At 34.2% G+C, this 23,895-nt stretch carries 17 protein-coding genes; 6 read left to right on the forward strand and 11 right to left on the reverse strand.

Annotation, left to right across the window (positions count from 1 at the left end; genetic code table 11):
- Positions 1 to 7: 7 nt before the first annotated feature.
- The gene (locus tag IWX84_RS06770; protein ID WP_196849980.1) at positions 8 to 2,014 is read right to left on the reverse strand and encodes a glycoside hydrolase family 65 protein; all 2,007 of its coding nucleotides are present in this window, start codon (positions 2,012 to 2,014) and stop codon (positions 8 to 10) included.
- Between the two features lie 237 nt (positions 2,015 to 2,251).
- On the opposite strand from IWX84_RS06770, the gene IWX84_RS06775 reads away from it, so the two are divergent.
- The 4 genes from IWX84_RS06775 to IWX84_RS06790 all read left to right on the forward strand — a co-directional run bounded on the left by IWX84_RS06775 (position 2,252) and on the right by IWX84_RS06790 (position 8,200).
- Positions 2,252 to 4,021 (forward strand): glycoside hydrolase family 13 protein, encoded by a 1,770-nt coding sequence (locus IWX84_RS06775; protein ID WP_231385431.1) that lies wholly within the window; start codon positions 2,252 to 2,254, stop codon positions 4,019 to 4,021.
- 26 nt (positions 4,022 to 4,047) lie between these two features.
- Positions 4,048 to 5,781, forward strand: coding sequence for an alpha-glucosidase (locus IWX84_RS06780; RefSeq protein ID WP_317192110.1), 1,734 nt, complete (start codon positions 4,048 to 4,050; stop codon positions 5,779 to 5,781).
- 150 nt (positions 5,782 to 5,931) lie between these two features.
- Positions 5,932 to 6,951, forward strand: coding sequence for a LacI family DNA-binding transcriptional regulator (locus IWX84_RS06785; RefSeq protein WP_196849981.1), 1,020 nt, complete (start codon positions 5,932 to 5,934; stop codon positions 6,949 to 6,951).
- Between the two features lie 223 nt (positions 6,952 to 7,174).
- Positions 7,175 to 8,200 carry a LacI family DNA-binding transcriptional regulator gene (locus tag IWX84_RS06790; RefSeq protein WP_196849982.1) on the forward strand — a complete coding sequence of 342 codons (1,026 nt, stop codon included), beginning with the start codon at positions 7,175 to 7,177 and terminating at the stop codon, positions 8,198 to 8,200.
- A gap of 45 nt (positions 8,201 to 8,245) precedes the next feature.
- Here the strand turns inward: IWX84_RS06790 and queG are convergent, their stop codons facing one another.
- The 10 genes from queG to IWX84_RS06840 all read right to left on the reverse strand — a co-directional run bounded on the left by queG (position 8,246) and on the right by IWX84_RS06840 (position 21,799).
- Positions 8,246 to 9,181, reverse strand: coding sequence for a tRNA epoxyqueuosine(34) reductase QueG (gene queG, locus IWX84_RS06795; RefSeq protein WP_196850086.1), 936 nt, complete (start codon positions 9,179 to 9,181; stop codon positions 8,246 to 8,248).
- Between the two features lie 119 nt (positions 9,182 to 9,300).
- Positions 9,301 to 10,323: a Holliday junction branch migration DNA helicase RuvB gene (gene ruvB / locus IWX84_RS06800; RefSeq protein ID WP_196849983.1), complete on the reverse strand. Its 1,023-nt coding sequence runs from the start codon at positions 10,321 to 10,323 to the stop codon at positions 9,301 to 9,303.
- A 157-nt stretch (positions 10,324 to 10,480) separates the two neighbouring features.
- Positions 10,481 to 12,277, reverse strand: a complete 1,797-nt coding sequence (locus IWX84_RS06805) for a cbb3-type cytochrome c oxidase subunit I (protein ID WP_196849984.1) — start codon at positions 12,275 to 12,277, stop codon at positions 10,481 to 10,483.
- A 28-nt stretch (positions 12,278 to 12,305) separates the two neighbouring features.
- On the reverse strand, positions 12,306 to 13,466 hold the full coding sequence (locus IWX84_RS06810; RefSeq protein ID WP_196849985.1) for a cytochrome c oxidase subunit II: 1,161 nt from the start codon (positions 13,464 to 13,466) through the stop codon (positions 12,306 to 12,308).
- A gap of 20 nt (positions 13,467 to 13,486) precedes the next feature.
- The gene (locus tag IWX84_RS06815) at positions 13,487 to 14,839 is read right to left on the reverse strand and encodes a quinol:cytochrome C oxidoreductase (RefSeq protein WP_196849986.1); all 1,353 of its coding nucleotides are present in this window, start codon (positions 14,837 to 14,839) and stop codon (positions 13,487 to 13,489) included.
- Positions 14,840 to 14,866: 27 nt separating this feature from the next.
- Entirely contained in the window at positions 14,867 to 15,415 is a 549-nt protein-coding gene (locus IWX84_RS06820) for a c-type cytochrome (RefSeq protein WP_196849987.1), read from the reverse strand.
- Between the two features lie 8 nt (positions 15,416 to 15,423).
- On the reverse strand, positions 15,424 to 15,948 hold the full coding sequence (locus tag IWX84_RS06825) for a DUF3341 domain-containing protein (protein WP_196849988.1): 525 nt from the start codon (positions 15,946 to 15,948) through the stop codon (positions 15,424 to 15,426).
- On the reverse strand, positions 15,941 to 17,344 hold the full coding sequence (nrfD, locus tag IWX84_RS06830; protein ID WP_196849989.1) for an NrfD/PsrC family molybdoenzyme membrane anchor subunit: 1,404 nt from the start codon (positions 17,342 to 17,344) through the stop codon (positions 15,941 to 15,943). Before nrfD ends, IWX84_RS06825 begins: the two co-directional genes overlap by 8 nt.
- A gap of 37 nt (positions 17,345 to 17,381) precedes the next feature.
- The gene (locus IWX84_RS06835) at positions 17,382 to 20,438 is read right to left on the reverse strand and encodes a TAT-variant-translocated molybdopterin oxidoreductase (protein WP_196849990.1); all 3,057 of its coding nucleotides are present in this window, start codon (positions 20,436 to 20,438) and stop codon (positions 17,382 to 17,384) included.
- Positions 20,439 to 20,467: 29 nt separating this feature from the next.
- The gene (locus IWX84_RS06840) at positions 20,468 to 21,799 is read right to left on the reverse strand and encodes a c-type cytochrome (RefSeq protein ID WP_196849991.1); all 1,332 of its coding nucleotides are present in this window, start codon (positions 21,797 to 21,799) and stop codon (positions 20,468 to 20,470) included.
- A gap of 217 nt (positions 21,800 to 22,016) precedes the next feature.
- Here IWX84_RS06840 and IWX84_RS06845 point away from each other — a divergent pair, with 217 nt between their 5' ends.
- Together IWX84_RS06845 and IWX84_RS06850 are read left to right on the forward strand one after the other, a co-directional pair.
- Positions 22,017 to 22,406, forward strand: a complete 390-nt coding sequence (locus IWX84_RS06845) for an SPOR domain-containing protein (protein WP_196849992.1) — start codon at positions 22,017 to 22,019, stop codon at positions 22,404 to 22,406.
- Positions 22,407 to 23,132: 726 nt separating this feature from the next.
- The gene (locus IWX84_RS06850) at positions 23,133 to 23,765 is read left to right on the forward strand and encodes a PKD domain-containing protein (RefSeq protein ID WP_196849993.1); all 633 of its coding nucleotides are present in this window, start codon (positions 23,133 to 23,135) and stop codon (positions 23,763 to 23,765) included.
- Positions 23,766 to 23,895 lie beyond the last annotated feature (130 nt).

Genomic DNA, 23,895 nt, shown 5'->3' on the forward strand with positions numbered 1-23,895 from the left:
TTTACTATTATTCTATTGTTATTGTTTTATTATCAACTCCAATTCCTATAATTTTTAAAGACTTCCATTTTTTTGGTAAAAGTCCCTTGTTGTATTTCAATCCTTGATCTGTTTGTTCCACACCTCCAAAACCATAAATTACAGCTTGAAGCATAGCACCGGCGCCTGTTGCAAAATAAGGATTATTACTATTTGCCGATTCAGAAAACACACCAAAAGGAGGGCGACTGTTAGGTAAATAGGATTTTACAAAATAGTTATATGCTTTTTCTTTATCACCCAATCGCGCGTATAAAACAGATAAAACTCCAGAAGCCATAGCCGGACCATCTTTTGGATCAATTTTCCCCGCATAATATTCTAGATCTTTTTCAATTTGCGCTTTATCTGTAATAACATGTAAAGGGTATGCTAATAAATTCACATCGGCTTGCTTTATCATCTGTCCTTTGTATCCTTTATAATTCTGGGTTATTCCATTTTCTTTATGAATTGCTAATTTTTCTGACACTTCCGCCCACTTGGGATTAATTGGTTCATTTAAGATTTTCGCAGCTTTAATAGTATTTTTTAAAGATTCAATAGCAGAAGCATTTGTAAAAGCATTATCATCAACATGTTGCGCATATTCATCAGCCCCAACTACATTCAATATAGAAAAACTTCCATCTTGGTTTTTAACTACTCGACTTACCCAAAAATCTGCAGTTTCTTTCAAAACGGCCCATTCTTTTTTCAACCAAGATTTATCTTGAGTTAAAGCGTAATAGTTCCAAAATGCAATAGATACGTCGGCTGTAATGTGTTGTTCAAAAATTCCTGTCAAAGCCCATGTAGGTGTAGCTTCCTCGCCAGTATCATCAGATTCCCAAGGATACATTGCGCCTTTATAGCCATAAATTGTTGCTTTTTGTTTGGCTTTTTGCAAACGATCTGAACGATAATCTAAGCAAGACTTAGCCATATCTGGTTGTAAAGCTAAAAGCGTAGGATACATCCAAAGTTCTGAATCCCAAAAAATATGTCCATTATAGCCTTGAGAAGATAATCCCATTGGAGCAATGCTTTGTCTGGTTTCAGGACGGATGAAGGAATATAAATTGTACAAAGCAAAACGAACGCGTTGTTGTGCATCTAAATCCCCTTCGATTTGAATATCGCCTGTATTCCATAATTCGCCCCATGCTTGTCTATGGCGATTCAGCAAATTATCGATTCCTTGTTGCAGCGCATAGATAGGCTGTCTTTCGGACTCGTTTAACGGATCCGTAATGTCTTTAGAGGTACAAATTCCACCCGCAATGGCAAATCTATATTTTTGCCCTTTTAAGAGTTTTTTAGTAAAGCCAACTTCATTTCCGGTTTGTTTTAAAGTTTCGCTTTGTCCATCAAATAGAAATGTTGTAGATGCTGAAACCGTATATTTCCCGGTTAAGGTTTTAGCTGTTGTTCCAAAAACTGGCATCAAATACTGATTGTCTTTTAATACTCGAAATTGACTCTTTGCTCCTTTCAATTCTTCGGGAACAGTCATGTAATTATTGGCGATAATTTCGATGTCTTTACTAGGTGTAATTTCTACAATCGCCATAGCCGAATAAGGAACTGCCCTATTCGCTAAAATCGTATAGTTTATATTTGCGAAATCTTTGAATGAGAATGAAGTGGTACTCGTCCCCTCTTTCATTGAAACCACTTGACTCCAATTATCTATATTGTCTGATTTTATCATTTGATTATTTATCGTCAAATGAAGATTCAAAAACTCTATCCCGCGAACAATTCTACTGATCCCATTTTCAGGGCTCCCGTCGTACACACCATTTAAGATAATTTCTTTTGTTTTTAAAGGTGTATCATCTGTAACAATTCCTATTTGACCATTTGCCATAGCAACTCCATAATAATTCGATCTGGAATTTGCATACAGATGCCATTCATCAGATTTTGCTTGTCCAAAAACAACTGGGCCTGCTAAAACTAGCAAGAACAAAACTTTAAAATTTGAAATCATAATTTTTGTTTTTAATAATAATTTCAAACTTAAATCATTTATTTCTTAAAAATTTAAATATTCATTTAAGATTCTCAATTTTATCACCGATAACGTTTTCGATATTTCGATAACGTTATCGATTTACAACAATGCCAAAATATTAAAAAAAATATGCAAATTGCTATCTTGTATTTGAGTCATCAAGACTAGTCACAAAAGAAAATAACTTTAAAATCACAACTAAATCATAATTATATGAAACCAAAAAACATCTTATTTGTCTTACCACTACTGTTTAGTTGTTTACTATTTAAACCCGCATTAGCTCAAGTAAAAAAAGCTACAATTGAAAAAAAATGGTGGAAAGAAGCAGTTGTTTATCAAATATACCCACGCAGTTTTAAAGATTCGAATGGAGATGGAGTTGGTGATATAAAAGGAATAATATCAAAATTAGATTACATTAAAAGTTTGGGAATTGATGTCGTTTGGCTCAATCCAATATATGGATCTCCGAACGCAGACAACGGCTACGATATTTCGGATTATCAAGCCATTATGAAGGAATTCGGAACCATGGAAGATTTTGATGCTTTGTTAAAAGGCATGCACCAAAGAGGACTGAAATTGGTCATGGATCTGGTCGTCAACCACAGTAGTGATGAACACAAATGGTTTCAGGAAAGCCGTAAATCGAGAGACAATCCGTATAGAGATTACTACCATTGGTGGCCAGCTGAAAAAGGGAAACCCGCATTTCGTCCGGGTGCGTTTGAGGCCGACGGAAGCGGCTGGAGATACGACAAAACAACCGATTCGTACTACTTGCATTATTTCAATTACAAACAACCTGACTTAAATTGGGAGAATCCAAAAGTTCGTCAGGAAATTTACACTATGATGAACTGGTGGTTCAAAAAAGGAATCGACGGTTTTAGAATGGATGTGATTCCGTTCATAGCAAAAGACACTACTTTTCCCGTAATTACGAAGGAAGAACTTGACTCAAAATACGAAGGAAGATGGGATGTTTATTTTGCCAGCAATCCTAATTTGCATAATTATTTACAAGAAATGAACAAAGAACTTTTGAGTAAATACGATATAATGTCTGTTGCCGAAGGCGCAGGAATGCTAAAATCTACTGCTTTGAATTTTGTAGATCCAGAGCGACACGAATTGAACATGGGGTATCATTTTGACGGGACAAACCTAGGTTATGTTCCGGGTTATTTCAAAAAAATGAATCCAAATTGGAGTTTAGTCGAATTCAAGAAAATCTATTCTGATTGGGATGCCGTTTACGATAAAAAAGGTTGGGGAACCATCTATTTAGGAAATCACGACCAACCCAGAATGACTTCTCGCTGGGGAAATGATTCGCCTGAATTTAGAGACTATTCTTCAAAAATGTTGACTACTTTTTTACTTTCGATGAAAGGAACTCCTTATTATTACAACGGTGATGAAATAGGAATGACCAACGCAAAATTTAATAAAATTGAAGACTACAGAGATATTGAAACTTTGGCCGAATATGAAAGATTAAAAAATACAGGAGGTGATTTGAAACAATTTATTGAAGACCAAAAAACAGGTGGTGCCAGAGACAATGGAAGAACTCCTTTTCAATGGAATGATTCGAAAAACGGCGGTTTTTCCACTATTGAACCTTGGTTAAAGGTGAATGATAATCATGTTACTTTGAATGCTGCAGCTCAAGAAAAAGATCCGAATTCTGTGCTAAATTATTTCAGGAAAATGGTAAAATTACGAAAAAATAATCCTGTGTTAATTTATGGAAAATACACTTTAATTGACGCCAAAAATCCTAATATTTATGCTTACACGAGAGAATTAGATGGAAAAAAAGTGTTGGTAATGCTAAATTTTAGAAGCAAAAAAGCAAAATTAAACACAAACATAAATCTTAAAAATGCAAAATTACTGATAGGAAATTATACAAAATCCAGTAACGGATTAGAACTAAAGCCCTATGAAGCAGTTGTTTTGGCAATAAAATAAAAATTACCTTTTAAAAATTTATAAAAATGAAAAACAACATTTTAACAATGGCATTCATTCTATTAGCAACCAATTTAGTTAATTCACAAAAAGCTGAATTACCAGATGCCTTGCAGAAAAAGTGGTGGAAAGAAGCTGTTGTATATCAAATATACCCTCGCAGTTTCAAGGACAGTAATGGCGATGGAGTGGGAGATTTAAAAGGAATTATATCCAAATTAGATTACGTTAAAAGTCTCGGTGTAGATGCCGTTTGGTTAAATCCTATTTACGCCTCTCCAAATGATGATAATGGCTATGATATTAGTAATTATCGAGAAATCATGAAAGATTTTGGCACCATGGAAGACTTTGATGTTATGCTAAAAGAAATGCATAAACGAGGGATTAAATTAATCATGGATTTAGTAGTGAACCATAGTTCCGATGAGAATAAATGGTTTCAAGAAAGCAGAAAATCAAGAGACAATAAATACAGGGATTATTACCATTGGTGGCCGGCTGAAAAAGGCAAACCACCTTATCGATGGAGCTTTTTTGACGTAAATAGTAACGCTTGGAAATTCGATGCACAAACGAATTCTTATTATCTTCATTATTTTTCTGAAAAACAACCCGACTTGAATTGGGAAAACCCAAAATTACGGCAGGAAGTGTATGCTATTATGAAATTTTGGTTGGATAAAGGTATTGATGGTTTTAGAATGGACGCTTTTCAATTTATTTCAAAAGACAATACTTTTCCAGATTTACCAAAAGAAATCGTAAATACTCCTGCAGCAATAATAAAATATTACCTAAATGGACCTCATTTGCATGATTATATTCAGGAAATGAATAAAGAGGTTTTAAGTAAATACCCAAACGCCATGACTGTTGCTGAAGGCGCTGGTGATTCTCCTGAAGCCGCAATGAAATTTGTAGATCCAGACCGTAAAGAATTAAATATAGCGTACCATTTCGAAAGCGTAGATGTTGGCAAACATTTAAAGGATTTTGGTTTAGTAAAATACAAATCTATTTTTTCTAAATATGATGATAAATTTGAAGATAAAGGTTGGCTGTCAATCTTTCTAGCCAATCATGATCAACCCAGGATGGTCAGTAAATTTGGAAATGACACACCCCAATTTAGAGAGTTATCTTCTAAAATGCTTTCAACATTTGTACTAACAATGCGGGGGACACCATTCTATTACAACGGTGATGAATTAGGAATGGACAATATTCGATTCGATTCTATTGAAGATTATCAGGATGTGGATACCCGAAATAAATACATTGGAATAAAAAATAAAGGTGGTGATTTAAATGCTTTTTTAGCTATACAAAAACAATCCTCAAGGGAAAATAGCCGTACCCCATTTCAATGGAACACAGAAAAAAATGCTGGATTTACAACCGCGAAACCGTGGTTAAAAGTAAATCCAAATTATAAAACGATAAATGCCGAAGCGCAGGAAAAAGATCCCAATTCAGTATTAAATTATTTCAGAAAATTGGTAAAATTACGCAAGCAGGAACCGGCTCTCGTTTATGGAAAATACACTCTTTTAGACAAAGAAAATCCCAATGTTTTTGCGTACACAAGAGAGTTAAATGGTAAAAAAATATTAGTTTTATTAAACTTTTCAGAAAAGAACGCACCTTATAATATCAAAATTCCGATCGCTAAATCTAAAATAATTTTAGGCAATTATAAAATTAAAAAAATAAATATTTTACAACCATATGAAGCGCAAATAATAGAACTAAAATAAATGCTATTACCAATTTAAATAGCTTAAATAGAGGATAATAATGCAGTACTAAATATTTAAAGCTAAACTGTTTTTTACGAATCGATTTACAAATTAAAATTGTAAGTTTGTTTGGAAGAAACAGTTTTTTACTTTAAAATTTTGGCATTCATGAAAGACACCACTCTTAAGCAGATTGCCACTGAACTTGGAATCTCTATTACAACCGTTTCAAAGGCACTTAAAAATTATCCTGATGTTAGCCCAAAAACAAAAAAGGCGGTTGTAGATTTAGCAACAACCTTACATTATACGCCCAATAGCTTTGCAGTAAATCTAAGAACTAAAGAGTCTAAAACTATAGGTTTAATTATACCGACTGTCATGCACGATTTTTTTTCACATGTAATTGAAGGAATTCTTGAAGAAGCGGAGAAAAGGAATTATCTGGTTATTATTTTACAATCAAATGAAAAATATGAACTAGAGAAAAAACAAATTGAACTGTTATTAAGTAAAAGAGTTGACGGAATATTAATGTCATTATCCAATGAAACTGGGGAATTTGATCACTTAAAATCTGTTCATGCCCATGATACTCCACTGGTGCTTTTTGATAAAATTGCTAAAATAGTCAAATGCTCTAAAGTCAGCATAAATGATAAAAAAGCTGCTTACGATGCGGTATGCTATCTTATAAAAAAAGGATATAAAAAAATTGCACACTTCCGAGGGTCTTACATGCCTCAAAATTCTATTGATCGTTTTTTAGGTTACAAAAAAGCACTTGAGGACAACAACATTATCTACGATTCCTCACTCGTGTTCTTATGTGATAACAATACGGATCTAGAAGATGGGTACGAAAATGCTAAAAAAGCAATAGCTGAACATCCGGAAATTGACGCCATATTTGCCGTTACAGACTTAGTTGCCATTGGAATCATTAAATATTTTAATGAAGTTGGTATCGAAATTCCAAAACAAGTAGCTGTTTTTGGATTTAGCAATTGGTTTATGTCCTCTATTATCACTCCAAAACTCAGCACAATTGATCAGCCAGCATTTGAAATTGGAAAGAAATCTGCCTCCATTTTATTTGATGAAATAAGTCTAAAAAAGAGCAAAGAACCTATAACGTTCCAAGTAATTGAACTGGAAACAAGTATAATTGAAAGAGAGTCTACGTAAAAAATATTGAAATGAAGCACTTTCTCTCTCATTTAACTACTCTCGATTAATTTGTTTATTTTATTAAATTCTTTAAAAATAAGATTAAAATTAATACCTTGGTAAAGAATATTTTAAGGTAAACGCATTTTGTCATAAATATAAATTATACTTTTAGTGAGATAAAAACAGCCAGTTTATTGCAAAATATTTTTCTAATATTAAATAAGTAGAAATTCAATTGATGAAAGACATTACTCTAAAAGAAATTGCGACGGAATTAGGCATTTCAATTACAACTGTTTCAAAAGCTTTGAAAAACTATCCAGATGTTAGTGCAAAAACTAAAAAAGCCGTTATTGATCTTGCTCAAACGCTACATTATACTCCAAATAGCTTTGCCGTAAATTTAAGAACAAAAGAATCCAAAACTATTGGTTTAATTATTCCCGAAGTAGTGCACCATTTTTTTTCGAATGTAGTTAATGCAATTATTGATGAAGCAGAAAAAAACGGTTACTTAGTTATCATTTTACAATCCAATGAATCATTAGCCTTAGAAAAAAAACAAGTTGAACTACTTATTAACAAAAGAGTTGATGGTATTATCATGTCACTTTCTAACGAATCCAATAATGATGACCATATAAAGGAAATAATTAATAGAAACATTCCTTTTGTTATGTTTGATAAAATCAACAAATTAATTTCCTGCTCTAAAGTAATAATTGATGATCAGAAGGCAGCGTTCAACGCCGTTCAACATTTAATAGATGCTGGCTGTAAAAAAATCGCTAACATTCGAGGTCCTTTAAACCCGCAAAATTCCATAGACCGCTATATTGGATATAAGAAAGCTTTAGAAAAAAATAACATTCCTTTCGATTCAAAATTAGTTTATACTTGTGAAAAAGTAAATTTTGAAGAAGGACTTGAGTTTGCCAAACAAATAATGAAAGACAACCCAGATGTCGACGGAATTTTTGCCATTACTGATTTAGTTGCTGTTGGTGTATTAACCTATTTTAATAATAACGGCATAAAAGTTCCTGATCAAGTCGCCGTAATAGGCTTTAGCAATTGGTTTATGTCGCAAGTACTTACCCCAAAACTAAGCAGCGTGGAGCAACCTAGCCACGAAATGGGTGTAGCATCTTTTAACCTATTAATGGAAGAAATGATATGTCATAAGGAAGGAATTCCTTTTAGCCCAAAAACTATTGAATTAGATACTAGTACAGTTATTAGAGAGTCCTCCGTTAGAAAATAATGAACATCAAATTTCTCCTAAGTATTCCATTGATATCATTTGCTATCATTGCAGAAAATCAATGTTTCTTTTCAAACCTGAAAATTTTGCTCTTTTTAAAGGGGAATCTTTAAAAACTACTCTAAAAGTTTCTTCGGTGATTTCTTTCCAATCTTTTTTAGTCATGGAAAGCAGTTCTGGATTTGGATTAAATAAAGGTTCATTATGTGCTTTTGAAAATTTATTCCATGGACAAACATCTTGGCATATATCGCAGCCAAAAGCCCAATCATTGAACTTTCCTTTCATCTCTTGTGGAATATTCTCTTTTAGTTCGATGGTGAAATAGGAGATGCATTTACTACCATCAACAATGTATGGCGCAACGATGGCTTCTGTAGGGCACGCGTCGATACAAGCCGTACAAGTTCCGCAATGATCTGTTGTGGCATTATCATATTCTAAATCTAAGTCAATAATCAGCTCCGCAATGAAGTAAAAGGACCCTACTTTTTGAGTTAATAAATTACTATTTTTTCCTATCCATCCTAGGCCACCTTTAGCCGCCCAGGCCTTATCAAGCACTGGTGCCGAATCCACAAATGCACGTCCAGAAACATCCCCTATGGTTTCCTGAATAGAAAACAGCAATTCTTTTAATTTTTCCTTGATTACAAAATGGTAATCCTGTCCATAAGCATATTTTGAAATTTTATAGGAATCGCTTCCGACATTTCCGGATTGAAGTTGGTCGGGATAATAATTTAATAGCAGTGATATTACACTCTTGCCATCATCAACAAGCAGGGTTGGATTTAGCCGCTTGTCAAAATGATTTTCCATATAGGACATTTCTCCATTCCTATTATTTTTTAACCAATTTTCTAACCTTGGAGCTTCTTGTTCTAAAAACTCAGCCTTAGAAATACCACAAGACAAAAATCCGAGACGTTGAGCTTCGGATTTTATAAATTGTGTGTATTTTGATTTATTATCGATGATAAAAATATAAAGTTAATAATCCCTGAAAAATAGCCCTGATAGAAGTGGAAATCCTTTTTTGACTCGCCCTTGCGAGGAGAAAAAGATTGAAGCGAATAGCAGGAAAAAGCTCCTAAAAACTAAAATAAACCACCTTGAATATTGGTTTTTATTTTCCCTAAATGTTTATACGCTTTATCAGTAACTTCTCGTCCTCTGGGTGTTCTCATGATAAAACCTTCTTGAATCAAGAAAGGTTCATATACTTCCTCGATGGTCTCACTACTTTCGGATACGGCTGTTGCCAAAGTTGATAAGCCAACCGGTCCGCCTTTAAATTTATCTATTATGGTCGTCAGTATTTTATTGTCCATTTCATCTAAGCCATGAGCATCCACATTAAGCGCTTTTAGTGCATACCGAGCAATTTCAATGTCGATAGTTCCATTGCCTTTGATTTGCGCAAAATCACGAACGCGGCGCAGCAAAGCGTTAGCGATACGTGGAGTTCCTCTACTTCGTCCTGCAATTTCGATAGCGGCTTCCATCGAAATAGGCATTTTAAAGATACTGGCGCTTCTTTCGACAATCGTAGTCAGTAATTCAGTTGTATAATATTGCAGACGCGAAGCGATTCCGAAACGAGCTCTCATAGGAGCTGTTAACAAGCCGGATCGTGTTGTTGCGCCAATTAAGGTAAAAGGATTTAGATTGATTTGAACCGTTCTTGCGTTAGGTCCAGATTCAATCATAATATCTATTTTGAAATCCTCCATTGCCGAATATAAATATTCTTCAACGATAGGGCTTAATCGATGAATTTCATCTATAAACAAAACATCTCTTTCCTCAAGATTAGTCAATAAACCAGCAAGATCTCCTGGCTTGTCCAAAACGGGTCCTGAAGTGATTTTGATACCCACATTTAATTCATTGGCAAGTATATTAGCCAAGGTAGTTTTTCCTAAACCTGGAGGTCCATGAAAAAGCGTATGATCTAGTGCTTCATTTCTTTGATTTGCCGCTTGCACAAAAACCTTTAAATTTTCTAATATTTGGTCTTGACCTGCAAAATCATCGAAAGAAAGTGGCCTTAATCTTTTTTCAAGATCAAGTTCTTCAGAATTATAACCGTCAGTAGTTGGATCTAAATTTTCATTCATTTAACAAAGATAGCAAAGCAATTTTGAATTATAAATTATATATTATAAATGCATGAAAAAGTTAAAAAAATGAAAGAAATCAAGTTATAAAAAGAAGAGCTAATAGAAAAAGATCACAAAAAAAGCCTCTACTTTCGCAGAGGCTTTTAAATATTTTTTAGTGGTGCAAAACTTCTTCACCTTCTTTCATCGGTACATTTTGAGGAACGAAATCCACATCGTGTGCAGGATTACTGTAGTCGTAAGGCCAACGGTGCACTTCCGGAATTTCTCCTGGCCAGTTACCATGGATATGTTCTACTGGGGCAGTCCACTCCAGCGTAGTAGATTTCCAAGGATTCTGAACTGATTTTTTACCGTAGAAAATACTACTGAAAAAGTTGTACAAGAAAACCAATTGAAAAACACCTCCAATTAAGGCAAATGTTGTTATTAGAACGTTTACGTTTTGTAAATCATCAAATAATGGAAAGTTAGTATTCGTATAATAACGTCTTGGTAAACCTGCTAACCCTATGAAGTGCATTGGGAAAAATACACCATAAGCAGTGATTGCAGATACCCAAAAGTGAACATATCCTAAGTTTTTATTCATCATTCTTCCGTACATTCTAGGAAACCAGTGATAAACACCAGCAAACATTCCGTAAAGTGCAGAAATACCCATTACTAAGTGGAAGTGAGCTACAACAAAATAAGTATCATGTACATTGATATCTAAAGTACTATCTCCAAGAATAATTCCTGTTAAACCACCAGTGATAAAGGTAGAAACCATTCCAATAGAAAATAACATCGCAGGATTTAATTGCAAATTACCTTTCCATAAAGTCGTAATCCAGTTAAAAGCTTTTACCGCTGAAGGAATAGCAATCAATAAGGTTGTAAAAGTAAATACTGAACCTAGAAATGGATTCATTCCTGATATAAACATATGGTGTCCCCAAACTATTGTAGATAAAAATGCAATCGCCAAAACGGACATAATCATCGCTCTGTAACCAAAAATTGGTTTACGAGAATTAGTTGCCATAACTTCAGATACAATTCCCATTGCAGGTAAAATTACGATATAAACCTCTGGGTGACCTAAGAACCAAAATAAGTGTTCAAATAATACAGGTGAACCACCTTGATAATGCAATACTTCTCCAGCAATGTAGATATCAGACAAGAAGAAAGATGTTCCAAAACTTCTATCAAAAATTAACAATAGAGCTGCTGATAACAAAACAGGAAACGAAACAACACCTATTATAGCAGTTACGAAAAAAGTCCAAATTGTTAATGGAAGTCTAGTCATAGACATCCCTTTAGTTCTAAGATTAATAACCGTAACGATATAATTCAAAGATCCCATTAAAGAAGATGCAATGAATATTGCCATAGACACTAACCAAAGTGTCATTCCCATACCAGAACCAGGAATAGCCTGTGGTAATGCACTTAAAGGAGGATAAATTGTCCATCCAGATGATGCAGGACCAGCTTCAACGAATAACGAACACAACATAATTACCGCTGACAAAAAGAACATCCAATACGATATCATATTCATGAATCCAGAAGCCATATCTCTCGCCCCAATTTGAAGTGGAATTAATAAATTACTGAAAGTTCCACTTAAACCAGCAGTCAATACAAAGAAAACCATAATGGTACCATGTATCGTTACTAATGCTAAGTAAATATCATTTGCCATAACTCCATTAGGAGCAAATTTATCACCCAATAATACGTTAAATATTTTAAATGATTGTTCTGGCCAAGCTAATTGCATTCTAAAAAGCATAGACATCATAATACCTATAACACCCATAATAATACCAGTAATCAGGTATTGCTTGGAAATCATTTTATGATCAATACTAAAAATATATTTAGTAATGAAAGTCTCTTTATGATGGTGTTCGTGTTCTAGATCGTGTCCGTGACCGTGAGCTTCTGCTGACATATACGTTTACTTTAAATTTTCTTAATAATTATTTCATTGCTATTTTAACAACAGCTGCTGCAGTATCCTTACCTTTAGTAGAATCTACTCCTTTAGCGCCATCAACAGGAGCAACAGGAGTTTTAGCTGTTTTAACTTCTTGTACTAACGTAGCTTTTTCTTTTAACCACTTTCTATAATCTTCTGGGGTATCTACAATTACTTTCATTTGCATGTTGTAATGAGAAGCTCCACATATTTTATTACAAAGCAATAAAAAATCAAAAGAATAAGGGTCAAGCGCCGTTTCACCTTTTGCAACAAGATCAATACTTTTCTTAGCTCTTATAGCATTAATATTTGCAACTTTCTCTACCATATAGGGTAATTCTCTGTATTCTTCAGTTGTGTAGATAGGTGTGTAAGCAAATTCAGTTACCATCCCTGGCACACAGTTCATTTGCGCTCTAAAATAAGGCATATAAGCTGAATGCAGTACATCTTGAGAACGCATTTTGAAATGAATTTTTTTACCTTTAGGAATATGCAGTTCCTTAACAACAACATCATCTTGCGAATAAGGATCTGCTAAATCAACACCAAGAGTATTAACCCCTTCTATCAGTCTAACGTTAGCTTTACCTAAAACATTATCATTACCGGCATATCGTGCAGTCCAATTAAATTGTTGTGCATACAATTCAATAACAACAGTATCTTCTTCATCATCAATAAACATGATATTTGTCCAAGCATAAAGACCATATAGGATTAAACCAGCAAGAACTACAGCAGGAATAACACTCCATAATGCTTCCAATCTGTTATTATCAGCGAAATACAATGCTTTTAAATCTTTTGTACCTCTATATTTAAAGGAAAAATAATATAATAATGCTTGAGTTATTGCCTGAACAGTAAATATAAGAACCCATGTAATATTCATTAAATTATCCACTTGTCCACCATGAGCTGAAGCAGGAGTATGAAGAACTAATGGTCCCCATTTAAACAATCCGTAAATTGTAAAAATATAAAGGAAAGCTAAAAAACCAAACATCAAATAACCCTGAACATTATTATCATCATCGTTCGCTATTTGAGAATTGTCCGAATATGTTCCTACTTGAGTAAGATCAAATATCTTCGTCAATTGCCATAAAGCAACGGCTAATAAAACTAAAACTATAATTACCAACAAACTTGTCATCTGTTTACTTATTTTAAATATTAATAATGAAAATGTTTACTCTCTTCTATAAATGGATTTCTTTTTGGTAACAAAGGCGCCTTAGTTAATGCTGTGAATACAACATAAATAAATAATCCAAGGAAGAAAAACACGGATGCAATTTCTGATACACCAATAAACCATCTGTCACCAACTGTTCCAGGCATAATCATATTGAAGAAATCTATATAATGTCCTAATAAAATCACTGTACCAGCCATTACTAAAATCCATGTAATCCTTTTGAAATCAGTATTTATCAAAATCAAAATAGGAAACAAGAAATTCATAACAACAGCACCAAAAAACGGAAGATTATATAATTGTATTCTAGTTACAAAATAGGTGATCTCTTCTGGAATATTAGCATACCAAATCAACATGAATTGTGAAAACCATAAGTAGGTCCAAAAAACGCTGATACCAAACATAAATTTCGCTAAATCATGAATATGACTGGTATTTACATACTCTAAATAACCTCTTGATTTTAAGTATAGAGAAACCATTGTAATCATTGTAATTCCACTAACAAAGAAACTAGCAAAAACATACCATCCAAACAAGGTACTTGACCAATGCGGGTCTATTGACATAATCCAATCCCAAGACATGATAGACTCAGTAACTATAAAGAAAACAAGAAATGCCGCTGACATTTTAAAATTCTTTTTGTACCAAAGATCATCAGATGCTTCATCTTGTGCCAAACAATTTTTTCTTGAAAAATAGCGATATACATTCCAACCACCTAAAAAGATCGCTGCTCTAATAATCCAAAAAGGAAAGTTTAAATATCCTGATTTATTAGCTATGATTTTATCATGTGCAACAACTTCAGGGTCTAACCATATAAACAGACTGTTTGAGTGGAAAATATTTAAGCCACAAATAATAAGTATTATAAAAAAAATAACAGAACCCACCGGTAAATAAGCAGTTATACCCTGCATTACTCTAAACAAAACTGGGGACCAACCTGCCTGCGCCACTTGTTGTATTGCATAGAAAGCTAAAACTCCCATTGAAAGCAACATAAAGAAAATACAAGCAACATATATCGAAGCCCAAGGTTTATTTTGCAATTGATGCAAAACATGTTCAGCGTGTTCTTTATGTTCAGCTGCCTCTTTAACTTCATTGGTTTTTCCCATTTCAGCATGAGCCTCTCCTGCGGGAATTGAGACTTCATGTTTTGCTTCACCATGACCTCCATGAGTTTCAGCAGCAAGAATTTTTTCTACTTCTTGAATATCTTTTGGTGCAGTTAAAAAACCATATCCTATTCCTAATAGACCAACGGCCATTAAGACAAAAGAGAATGTTTTTAATTTACTTGAAAATGTATACATATCTATTACGATCAGTTTGTTCAACAATTATAATTTTGATTTCAGATTAATAACGTAAGAAGCTACTAACCAACGTTCATGCGAATTCAATTGATTAGCATAAGAACCCATTGAATTCAAACCATAAGTTTGAACATGAAAAACACTTCCTTCAGTTATTACCCTGTCTTTGTAGCTAGGAACACCTAAATATTTACCTTGTGTTACCAACTTCCCTTTACCATTACCCTCGTTACCGTGACAAATTGCACAATATATCTCGTACAACTCTTTAGATTTATCAGAATCCTTTTCAGAAATTGAATCCAAAGGTGACTGTAAGTTAGCTTTAGCTAAATCGTACCCAGCAGTTGAATTTTCATAATCATAAGGTTCAAAACCTCTATTTATTGTTCCAACCGGAGGAAGTTGACCTTCTTTACCGTTCTTAAATGCATTCGATTCTTGGTAAGTTTCATAACTTACGGCTTCGTACATATTTGGCATGTATTGGTAATTAGGCCTCGAATTATCATGACAAGACGAAACTAAAATAGTAATACAAACTAAAAATGTTATTTTATATAGACTTTTCATATCGACAATTAATTCTTTACAATTACTTTTACTTCTACTGCTCCTGTGCTTTCAAAAAAGGAAACTAGTTCACTTTCATTATCATGCACAGCAACTTCCATTAAAAAATGGTCATCTGTAGTTCTAACATCTGGATTTTCAGCTGCTTTAAAAGGCCACAATTTACTTCTCATATAAAAAGTAATAACCATTAAGTGAGCTGCGAAAAATACAGTTTCTTCAAACATAATTGGCACAAAAGCAGGCATGTTATCAATATAACTAAAGCTTGGTTTTCCACCAATATCTTGAGGCCAATCTTGTATCATGATATAGTTCATCATCCAGGTTCCAAATGACAAACCAATCAATCCATAAATGAAAGCACAAATGGCTAATCTTGTAGGAGCAAGTCCCATAGCTTTGTCCAATCCGTGAACAGGGAATGGAGAAAAAACTTCTTCAATATGATAATGAGCTGCCCTAGTTTTCTTAACGGCATCCATCAAAATATCATCGTCATTATAAATGGCGTATATTACTTTATTACTCATGATGTAAATCTTTATTTGCTTCTCTTTGTCTTTTGTGATTATCTCCTGTTCCTTTTAAAATTGTTTTTACTTCCGCTTGAGCTATCACTGGGAATGTTCTAGAATATAACAAAAACAAAACAAAGAAGAAACCTATTGTACCAATGAAAATTCCAATATCTACAAATGTAGGTGAGAACATTGTCCAAGAAGATGGTAAATAATCTCTATGTAACGAAGTTACGATAATTACAAATCTTTCAAACCACATTCCAATATTTACAACAATTGAAATTATAAAAGAGAACATAATACTTGTTCTTAATTTTTTGAACCACATGAATTGTGGAGAGAAAACATTACAAGTCATCATTGACCAGTACGCCCACCAGTAAGGTCCGGTAGCTCTGTTCAAGAAAGCATATTGTTCGTATTCAACCCCAGAATACCAAGCGATAAAAAGCTCCGTAATATAAGCAACACCAACAATAGAACCTGTAATCATAATTACGATGTTCATCAATTCGATATGTTGAATGGTAATGTATGCTTCAAGATTAGAAACTTTCCTCATAATAATAAGCAAGGTATTTACCATTGCAAATCCAGAGAAAACGGCGCCAGCAACAAAATATGGAGGGAAAATTGTAGTATGCCATCCCGGTATTACTGAAGTAGCAAAATCCATCGATACAATAGTATGCACAGAAAGTACAAGTGGAGTTGCTAAGCCTGCAAGTACCAAAGAAACTTCTTCGAAACGTTGCCAGTCTTTTGCTCTTCCGCTCCATCCAAAACTTAATATTGAATAGATGCGCTTATTGAAAGGAGTAATTGCTCTATCACGTAGCATAGCAAAATCAGGTAATAAACCAGTCCACCAGAAAACTAATGATACTGAAAGGTACGTAGAAATTGCAAATACATCCCAAAGTAATGGCGAGTTAAAGTTTACCCAAAGTGAACCAAATTGATTCGGGATAGGTAAAACCCAATACGCTAACCATGGACGACCCATGTGAATAATTGGAAATAAACCTGCTTGGATTACAGAGAAAATAGTCATTGCTTCCGCAGAACGGTTAATGGCCATTCTCCATCGTTGACGGAAAAGTAATAATACAGCAGAAATTAAGGTTCCTGCGTGACCAATACCAACCCACCAAACGAAGTTCGTGATATCCCAAGCCCAACCAACAGTTTTATTTAATCCCCATGTTCCTATACCTGTAGATACGGTGTAAATGATACAACCTAGTCCCCAAAGGAACGCGGTTAATGCGATTGTAAATACAATCCACCAATGTTTGTTTGCTTTACCTTCTACAGGTGCAGCTACATCTACTGTTACGTCGTGATAAGATTTATCACCTATAACTAAAGGTTTTCTAATGGTTGCTTCGTAGTGAGACGACATAATCCTTTATATTGTTTCTTAATTAATAATTTTTGTACTAGGTATTTCTAACTTTAACATGATAAATCACATTAGGTTTTGTTCCAACATGTTCTAATAAGTGATACATTCTTTCATCCGCAGCTAACTTAGTTACTTCACTTTCTGTATCATTCACATCTCCAAATTTCATTGCTCCAGTAGAACAAGCATTTGAACATGCAGTTTGGAATTCACCATCAACGATAGGTCTTCCTTCTCTTTTTGCATTTAAAATTGTTGCTTGTGTCATTTGAATACACATAGAACATTTTTCCATCACACCACGAGAACGAACGTTAACATCTGGATTTAACACCATACGTCCTAAATCGTCATTCATGTGATAATCGAATTCACTGTTTTTATTATATAAGAACCAGTTAAAACGACGTACTTTATAAGGACAGTTATTAGCACAGTAACGCGTACCAACACATCTGTTATAAGCCATTTGGTTTTGACCTTGACGACCGTGTGAGGTAGCTGCCACAGGACAAACTGTTTCACAAGGTGCATGATTACAATGCTGACACATTACAGGTTGAAAAGAAACTTGTGGATTATCCCCTGCTTTTTCCATTTCATTGAATGTAGACAATGAACTAGACAAACCTGCAATATTCTCTTTTCTTTCGTTATCTCCTGCAAATGTACTTTCAGAAGAATAGTATCTGTCAATACGCAACCAGTGCATATCGCGACTTCTTCTTACCTCTGCTTTTCCAACAACTGGAACGTTATTTTCGGCATGACAAGCAATTACACAAGCACCACATCCAGTACAAGCGTTTAAGTCAATAGATAAATTAAAATGATGTCCAGTAGAACGATCAAATGAACCCCATAAATCTACAGATGTAGCGGCAACTTCTTTGTGGTCTAAAGATACCATTGGTTGCTCGTTCCAAAATTCAGCATCTTTTGTATTGAATATCTCTAAAGTAGTTTCTTTAATGATATCCCCTCTTCCCATTAATGTTTTTTGGCCTTGAACACAAGCAAATTCATGTTCACCATCTGCTTTAGCTATTGATACAGATTGTACATCATTAAAGCCTTTATATAATGAGTAAGCATTTAAACCTACTTGCATTTCTTCTTTTAAAGCCGCTTTACGACCATAACCTAAAGCTAAACCTACTGTACCTACAGCTTGTCCTGGTTGAACAATAACCGGTACATTTTCTAGTTTCAAACCGTCAGCAGTTGTGATAGTAGCATAACTTCCATTCAAACCACCATTAGCAACAATTTCATTTGACAATCCTAATTTCTTAGCATCAGCATTCGAAACAGTAACATAATTATCCCAAGAAACTCTTGTTATTGGATCTGGTAATTCTTGTAACCAAGGGTTATTAGCTTGTTGTCCATCACCCAATCCAGTTTTAGTGTACAACACTAATTCAAAAGATTGAGCAGCTTTTGACCCTGCCAAAGCATTTGCAGCAGCAGAATAATCAGCAGAACCGGCGGAAGCTGATGGTATAGCACCAACAAAAACACCGTCGTGTAATACCTTATTCCAAGTTGAACCAGCAACGATTGTCAAAGCATTTCCTTTTACATAATCGTAAAAAGAACCAGCAACACCATTCAAAGACAATAAAATTTCTTGAAATTGTTTTGTGTTGAATAACGGACGAATTGTAGGCTGTGTTATACTATAAGAACCTTTTGTCAAACTTAAATCTCCCCAAGACTCTAAATAATGTGGAGCCGGAGCAGCAATTGTAGTTAATAAAGCAGTTTCATCTTCTTTTAAAGAGAAATTAACTGATGTTTTAACTTTTTTAAGTGCATCAGCAAAGACTTTACTATCCGCTAGGGTATAAACAGGATTAACGCCACTCATAATTAAAGTATGAACGCTTCCCGCTTTCATATCATTAATCAATTGAGTCACTTTCTCGTTTGAACCTTTTCTAATCTGTCTTGTTCCCAAAGTACTAAAAGCTTCACTAGCCAATACTTGATTGATTGCTAAAACTAATAATTGGGCGTTTTTATCTTGAATTCCAGAAACTAAAACTCCTTTTGAACCAGCAGCTTTTAACTGTTGAGCCGCCTTAGTAACTTCAGCATTAAATTTACTATCTAAACTTACCGCTGCAGAAGAACCAGTAATGATATTGTATATAAGTACAAGTGCTTGTTTTTGATTTGCAGTTGACATTGCAAAACGCTTATCAGCAGCAGCACCCGATAAAGTCATATTTGATTCTAATTGGAAATGACGAGACATTTTTCCGTTTTTCGGAATTCTACCTTGAGCATAACCTGAATCATATCCTCCACCTTGCCAGTCTCCAAGAAAATCAGCACCTACAGAAACGATAAGTGAAGCTTTTGAAAAATCATAATCAACTAAAGCTCTTTCTCCATAAACTGTTTCAAAAGCATCTAATGCTTCCGAAGAAGAAACCGCATCGTAAACGACGTGTTTAGCATTTGGATTTTTAGAAATAAAATCAGCAACCAACTTTTCAGTTGAAGGACTTGCCAGAGTATTAGTTAACAATACTACTTGACCACCTTTTGCTTTAGCATCAGCTACACTAGATTTTATTTTTGAATCAACAGCAGACCAAGTTGCATTTTTACCTTCAATTTTAGGTTCTTTCAAACGCATACTGTCATACAATGACAATATTGACGCATGAATCCTAGCATTGGCAGCAAATTTAGCTCCTGCAATAGTGTTGTTATCTATTTTAATAGGACGCCCTTCACGTGTTTTTACTAAAAGATTAGCAAAATCAAAACCATCAAAAACAGAAGTCGCATAATAATCTGCTACTCCAGGAATGATTTGTTCTGGTTGCAGAACATAAGGTATAGACTTATGTACTGGCCCTTCACAAGCTGCAAGCGTAGCTGCCGCAGTACTAAACCCAACGTACTTTAGAAAATCACGACGTGTTGTAGAAGAAGATGACAACGCATCTTTATTTCCTAAAAATTCATCAGTAGGAATTTCTTCAACAAATTCGTTATTTCTAAGCGCCTCAACAATAGAACTATTTTCGTCTAGTTCTTCAACACTTTTCCAGTATTTTTTGTTTGATGACATATATAAATATTAAAATCTTAATAATTTGATTAATAGTGGCATTTACCGCATTCCAGACCACCCATTTGCGCTGCAGTCAATTTGTCTACACCGTATTTTTTAGAAAGCTCTTCATGAATTTTAGTATAATACTCATTGCCTTCCATTTTGACTTCCGTCTTTCTGTGGCAATTAATACACCAACCCATTGTAAGTGGAGAAAATTGTTTCATTATTTCATAAGTCTGAACAGGACCATGACAAGTTTGACATTCGATACCTCCAACAGCTACGTGCTGTGCATGATTAAAATAAACAAAATCAGGCAAATTGTGAATACGAATCCATTTTACAGGCTCGGTTTTACCCGTATATTTTTGTGTTGATTGATCCCAACCCACTGCTTTGTAAAGTTTTTGAATTTCACCATCATAAAAAGCTTTTGAATATTCCGGAGTAGCAGTCGTATCAGAAACTTCCGCAATATTCTTGTGGCAATTCATACAAACATTCAAAGAAGGAATTCCTGAATGCTTACTAACTCTAGCAGAAGAGTGACAATATTTACAATTAATACCATTACTACCTGCATGTATTCTGTGCGAATAATGAATTGGCTGAATAGGTTCGTAATTTTGATCTACTCCTATTTGCATTAGAAACCCATAAACAAGATATGCTCCCGTTAAAAGTAAAAATATGGAAGTTACCAAAACTAAAAATTGATTTCTTGCAAATGCTTTCCAAATTGGCATTGTTGGTTCTTTTGGAGCCACTTCAATTCCATTAGCCTTAGCTACTTTGGTCAAAACTTTATTCACCAAGAACAACATAACAATCAGCATAGCCATCACTAAACCTAAAGCACCAAGAATAACATTATTCGAAATAGCGCTTTCTGGAGCAGCTGTACCAGGTACTGATGCAGTTCCAATAGGAGCAGCAGCTTCTACTTTAGGCTCAGATGTATAAGCAATGATATTATCAATATCCGCTTCAGACAATTGAGGAAAAGCAGTCATTACTGACTTATTATTTTCTTCGTAAACCTTTACAGCTTGCGCATCACCTGATTTAATTAAATCGGAACTATTATGAATCCATTTATAAAACCAAGCCTTTTCGTATTTTGCAGCTATGCCTCTTAACATAGGCCCTGTTGCCTTAGCATCTAACTTATGACATGCTGCGCAATTCGCATTAAAAAGTTCTTTTCCCTTTACAGGATCACCACCTGACACAGCAGCAGTTGCCGCAGGTGCTGGTGTTGCTGCAGCCGGAGCCGCAGTTTGTGCAATTGATGCTAAAGAGAAAACTAAAGTAAGCCCTAAGCTTAAATATAATTTTCTTGAGATCGAATTATGGTTACCCACCTTTTTCATATAGTATAATGATTATCTACTAAAATTGGTACGGTTTTTTCTAATAATACATTGAGAAAAAACTAATACATTCTTTAAAACTTGCACAAAAATACGACTTAAGAACTATTCACAAAACCTTAAAATAGTCTTAAATTCAATTTATATCAATTCTAAATAATAATTAATATTTCGTTTTATTCTATAAACACTATTTTTGCATAAAAACAATCACATTATGAGAATTTTAGCTATTAAACAAGTCTTTTTTTATACCGTAGGTTTAGTAATCACTTCTAGTTGTATACAAGCTCAAGATCGAAATGTAACCATAAATCAAGACCCGAAATTTGAGCAATTACTCAACGAAAAGCGAAAACTAAACGTTTCAATCTCCGCAAATGACCTTTACAAAATCCAAATTTATAGTGGAGACAGCGAAAACGCAAAGAAAACTCTGAAAGGATTTAAACAAGAATTCACTGACACTGACGGAACTATAGTTTTCAATACGCCAAATTATAAAGTTTGGGTTGGTAATTTCAAAACTCGTATGGAAGCCGAACACAATCTAATTGACATTAGAAAAAAATACAAAAATGTACTGTTGATAAAACCAAATAAATAAAATTGGCTATTTTTCGATGTTAAAAATAAGAAACCACTTCCCATGAAGTGGTTTCTTGTTTTAATCTGTTTTGTATTGTCAGTGTTTACGGGCACGGATTGCAATTCCGCGATAGAAACGTTGACATATCCTAGCGGTCGGGGCTATCGTACCGCTTACATATCCCACTCATCTGGGTTACGATTGGAGTATAACTTCCCTGAGTATCTTTTTTTATAGAGTTTTACAAGTTCCTTCATCTTAAATATCCGCGTTGCAAACGCTACGATTTGTCTTAACAAGGTAAATAGGTACTCGCCGCAGGCAAGCACCAGAGATTAAGACAAACGAGCGCCAGTTGGGTTTTTTGTTTTTTTAATTGTGGTTGAGAGTACGAGCAGAATGCTAGCACTAATGTTTGCAATCAATTGCGCTTGCACCATCTGGAGGACTTTTCACCAATCAAAGCACACTTGCAGGATTATTTTTATATTGGTCCATCGACACAATTTAATAGAGATTTAAGAATCTCAAAAAAAATATTTCGTAATTTTAATATGAAACTTTTTGATTAGGAATATTTGAAATCTAGGTTTTTAAAAAAGATAAAATCTTATTGACTTTTAAAAAAATTAATGATTAACATCCCAGCGAAATGAACTAAATCCGATCCTGAAAACCCCAAAATTGATAACCTACATTTAATAGAAATTAGAACTTATTGCACACATCTAAATCTTTTTTATTATGAAAAGGTCAATTTATTACCGGCTTTTGGTATGCGTAGTCGTACTGTTTATTAGTAACAGCTGTTCAAATGACGCTCCATTAGAAAATTCTCGAATTACATCAACTCCAATTCCTGTTCCTTCTCCATCCCCCTCATCTCCACCTACACCTACTACTCAAAATGCAACTCTAACTGTTACAGCAGGAGAAGATGTACAAGCAATCTTATCATCAAGCTACAGACAATTAATATTAAGTGGGTATTTTTTCGTAAGAGGAACACATAGTGAAATAATCAATATGGATAATGCAAAAATTCAATGGTCAAAAAAAACAGGTCCAACCAGTTATACCATAGAGAATCCAAACTCCATAAAAACAAAAGTTAGCAATCTGGAGAAAGGAGTATATGAATTTGAGTTAACAGTATCTTATGACAATGGATTAATTGCTAAAGACATTGTGCGATTTACAATTGAGTCCATATCAAATAACTCGAACGAAATTATTTTTCAAAATAAAGTTTGGTTGCCTATATGGTATTCCAATATCGAGATAAATGATTTCAATCTCCTAATTTCTCAAAATAATTTTAAAGTATATATTCAAAGGGAAAATAATCCGCAATGGATTGAAGTAAAACATTATTGAGAAAACTTAACCTCTAATTATGAATATTTTATAGAAACACGACCAGATGGCGCTGGCATGTATACGTATGGCAGTTTGTATATTTCTTATTATGGATCTGACACAAACGATATGCCATCTGTAAAAATAG

The organism is Flavobacterium sp. CG_9.10, from assembly GCF_015752245.1.
Lineage (GTDB): Bacteria > Bacteroidota > Bacteroidia > Flavobacteriales > Flavobacteriaceae > Flavobacterium.

Coding starts and splice junctions, on each gene's coding strand:
- IWX84_RS06825 (WP_196849988.1), bottom strand. CDS start 15,948: ATGAGTAATAAAGTAATATACGCCATTTATAATGACGATGATATTTTG.
- IWX84_RS06785 (WP_196849981.1), top strand. CDS start 5,932: ATGAAAGACACCACTCTTAAGCAGATTGCCACTGAACTTGGAATCTCT.
- nrfD (WP_196849989.1), bottom strand. CDS start 17,344: ATGTCGTCTCACTACGAAGCAACCATTAGAAAACCTTTAGTTATAGGT.
- IWX84_RS06815 (WP_196849986.1), bottom strand. CDS start 14,839: ATGTATACATTTTCAAGTAAATTAAAAACATTCTCTTTTGTCTTAATG.
- IWX84_RS06780 (WP_317192110.1), top strand. CDS start 4,048: ATGAAAAACAACATTTTAACAATGGCATTCATTCTATTAGCAACCAAT.
- IWX84_RS06840 (WP_196849991.1), bottom strand. CDS start 21,799: ATGAAAAAGGTGGGTAACCATAATTCGATCTCAAGAAAATTATATTTA.
- IWX84_RS06805 (WP_196849984.1), bottom strand. CDS start 12,277: ATGTCAGCAGAAGCTCACGGTCACGGACACGATCTAGAACACGAACAC.
- IWX84_RS06770 (WP_196849980.1), bottom strand. CDS start 2,014: ATGATTTCAAATTTTAAAGTTTTGTTCTTGCTAGTTTTAGCAGGCCCA.
- IWX84_RS06845 (WP_196849992.1), top strand. CDS start 22,017: ATGAGAATTTTAGCTATTAAACAAGTCTTTTTTTATACCGTAGGTTTA.
- IWX84_RS06835 (WP_196849990.1), bottom strand. CDS start 20,438: ATGTCATCAAACAAAAAATACTGGAAAAGTGTTGAAGAACTAGACGAA.
- IWX84_RS06790 (WP_196849982.1), top strand. CDS start 7,175: ATGAAAGACATTACTCTAAAAGAAATTGCGACGGAATTAGGCATTTCA.
- IWX84_RS06775 (WP_231385431.1), top strand. CDS start 2,252: ATGAAACCAAAAAACATCTTATTTGTCTTACCACTACTGTTTAGTTGT.
- ruvB (WP_196849983.1), bottom strand. CDS start 10,323: ATGAATGAAAATTTAGATCCAACTACTGACGGTTATAATTCTGAAGAA.
- IWX84_RS06810 (WP_196849985.1), bottom strand. CDS start 13,466: ATGACAAGTTTGTTGGTAATTATAGTTTTAGTTTTATTAGCCGTTGCT.
- IWX84_RS06820 (WP_196849987.1), bottom strand. CDS start 15,415: ATGAAAAGTCTATATAAAATAACATTTTTAGTTTGTATTACTATTTTA.
- IWX84_RS06850 (WP_196849993.1), top strand. CDS start 23,133: ATGAAAAGGTCAATTTATTACCGGCTTTTGGTATGCGTAGTCGTACTG.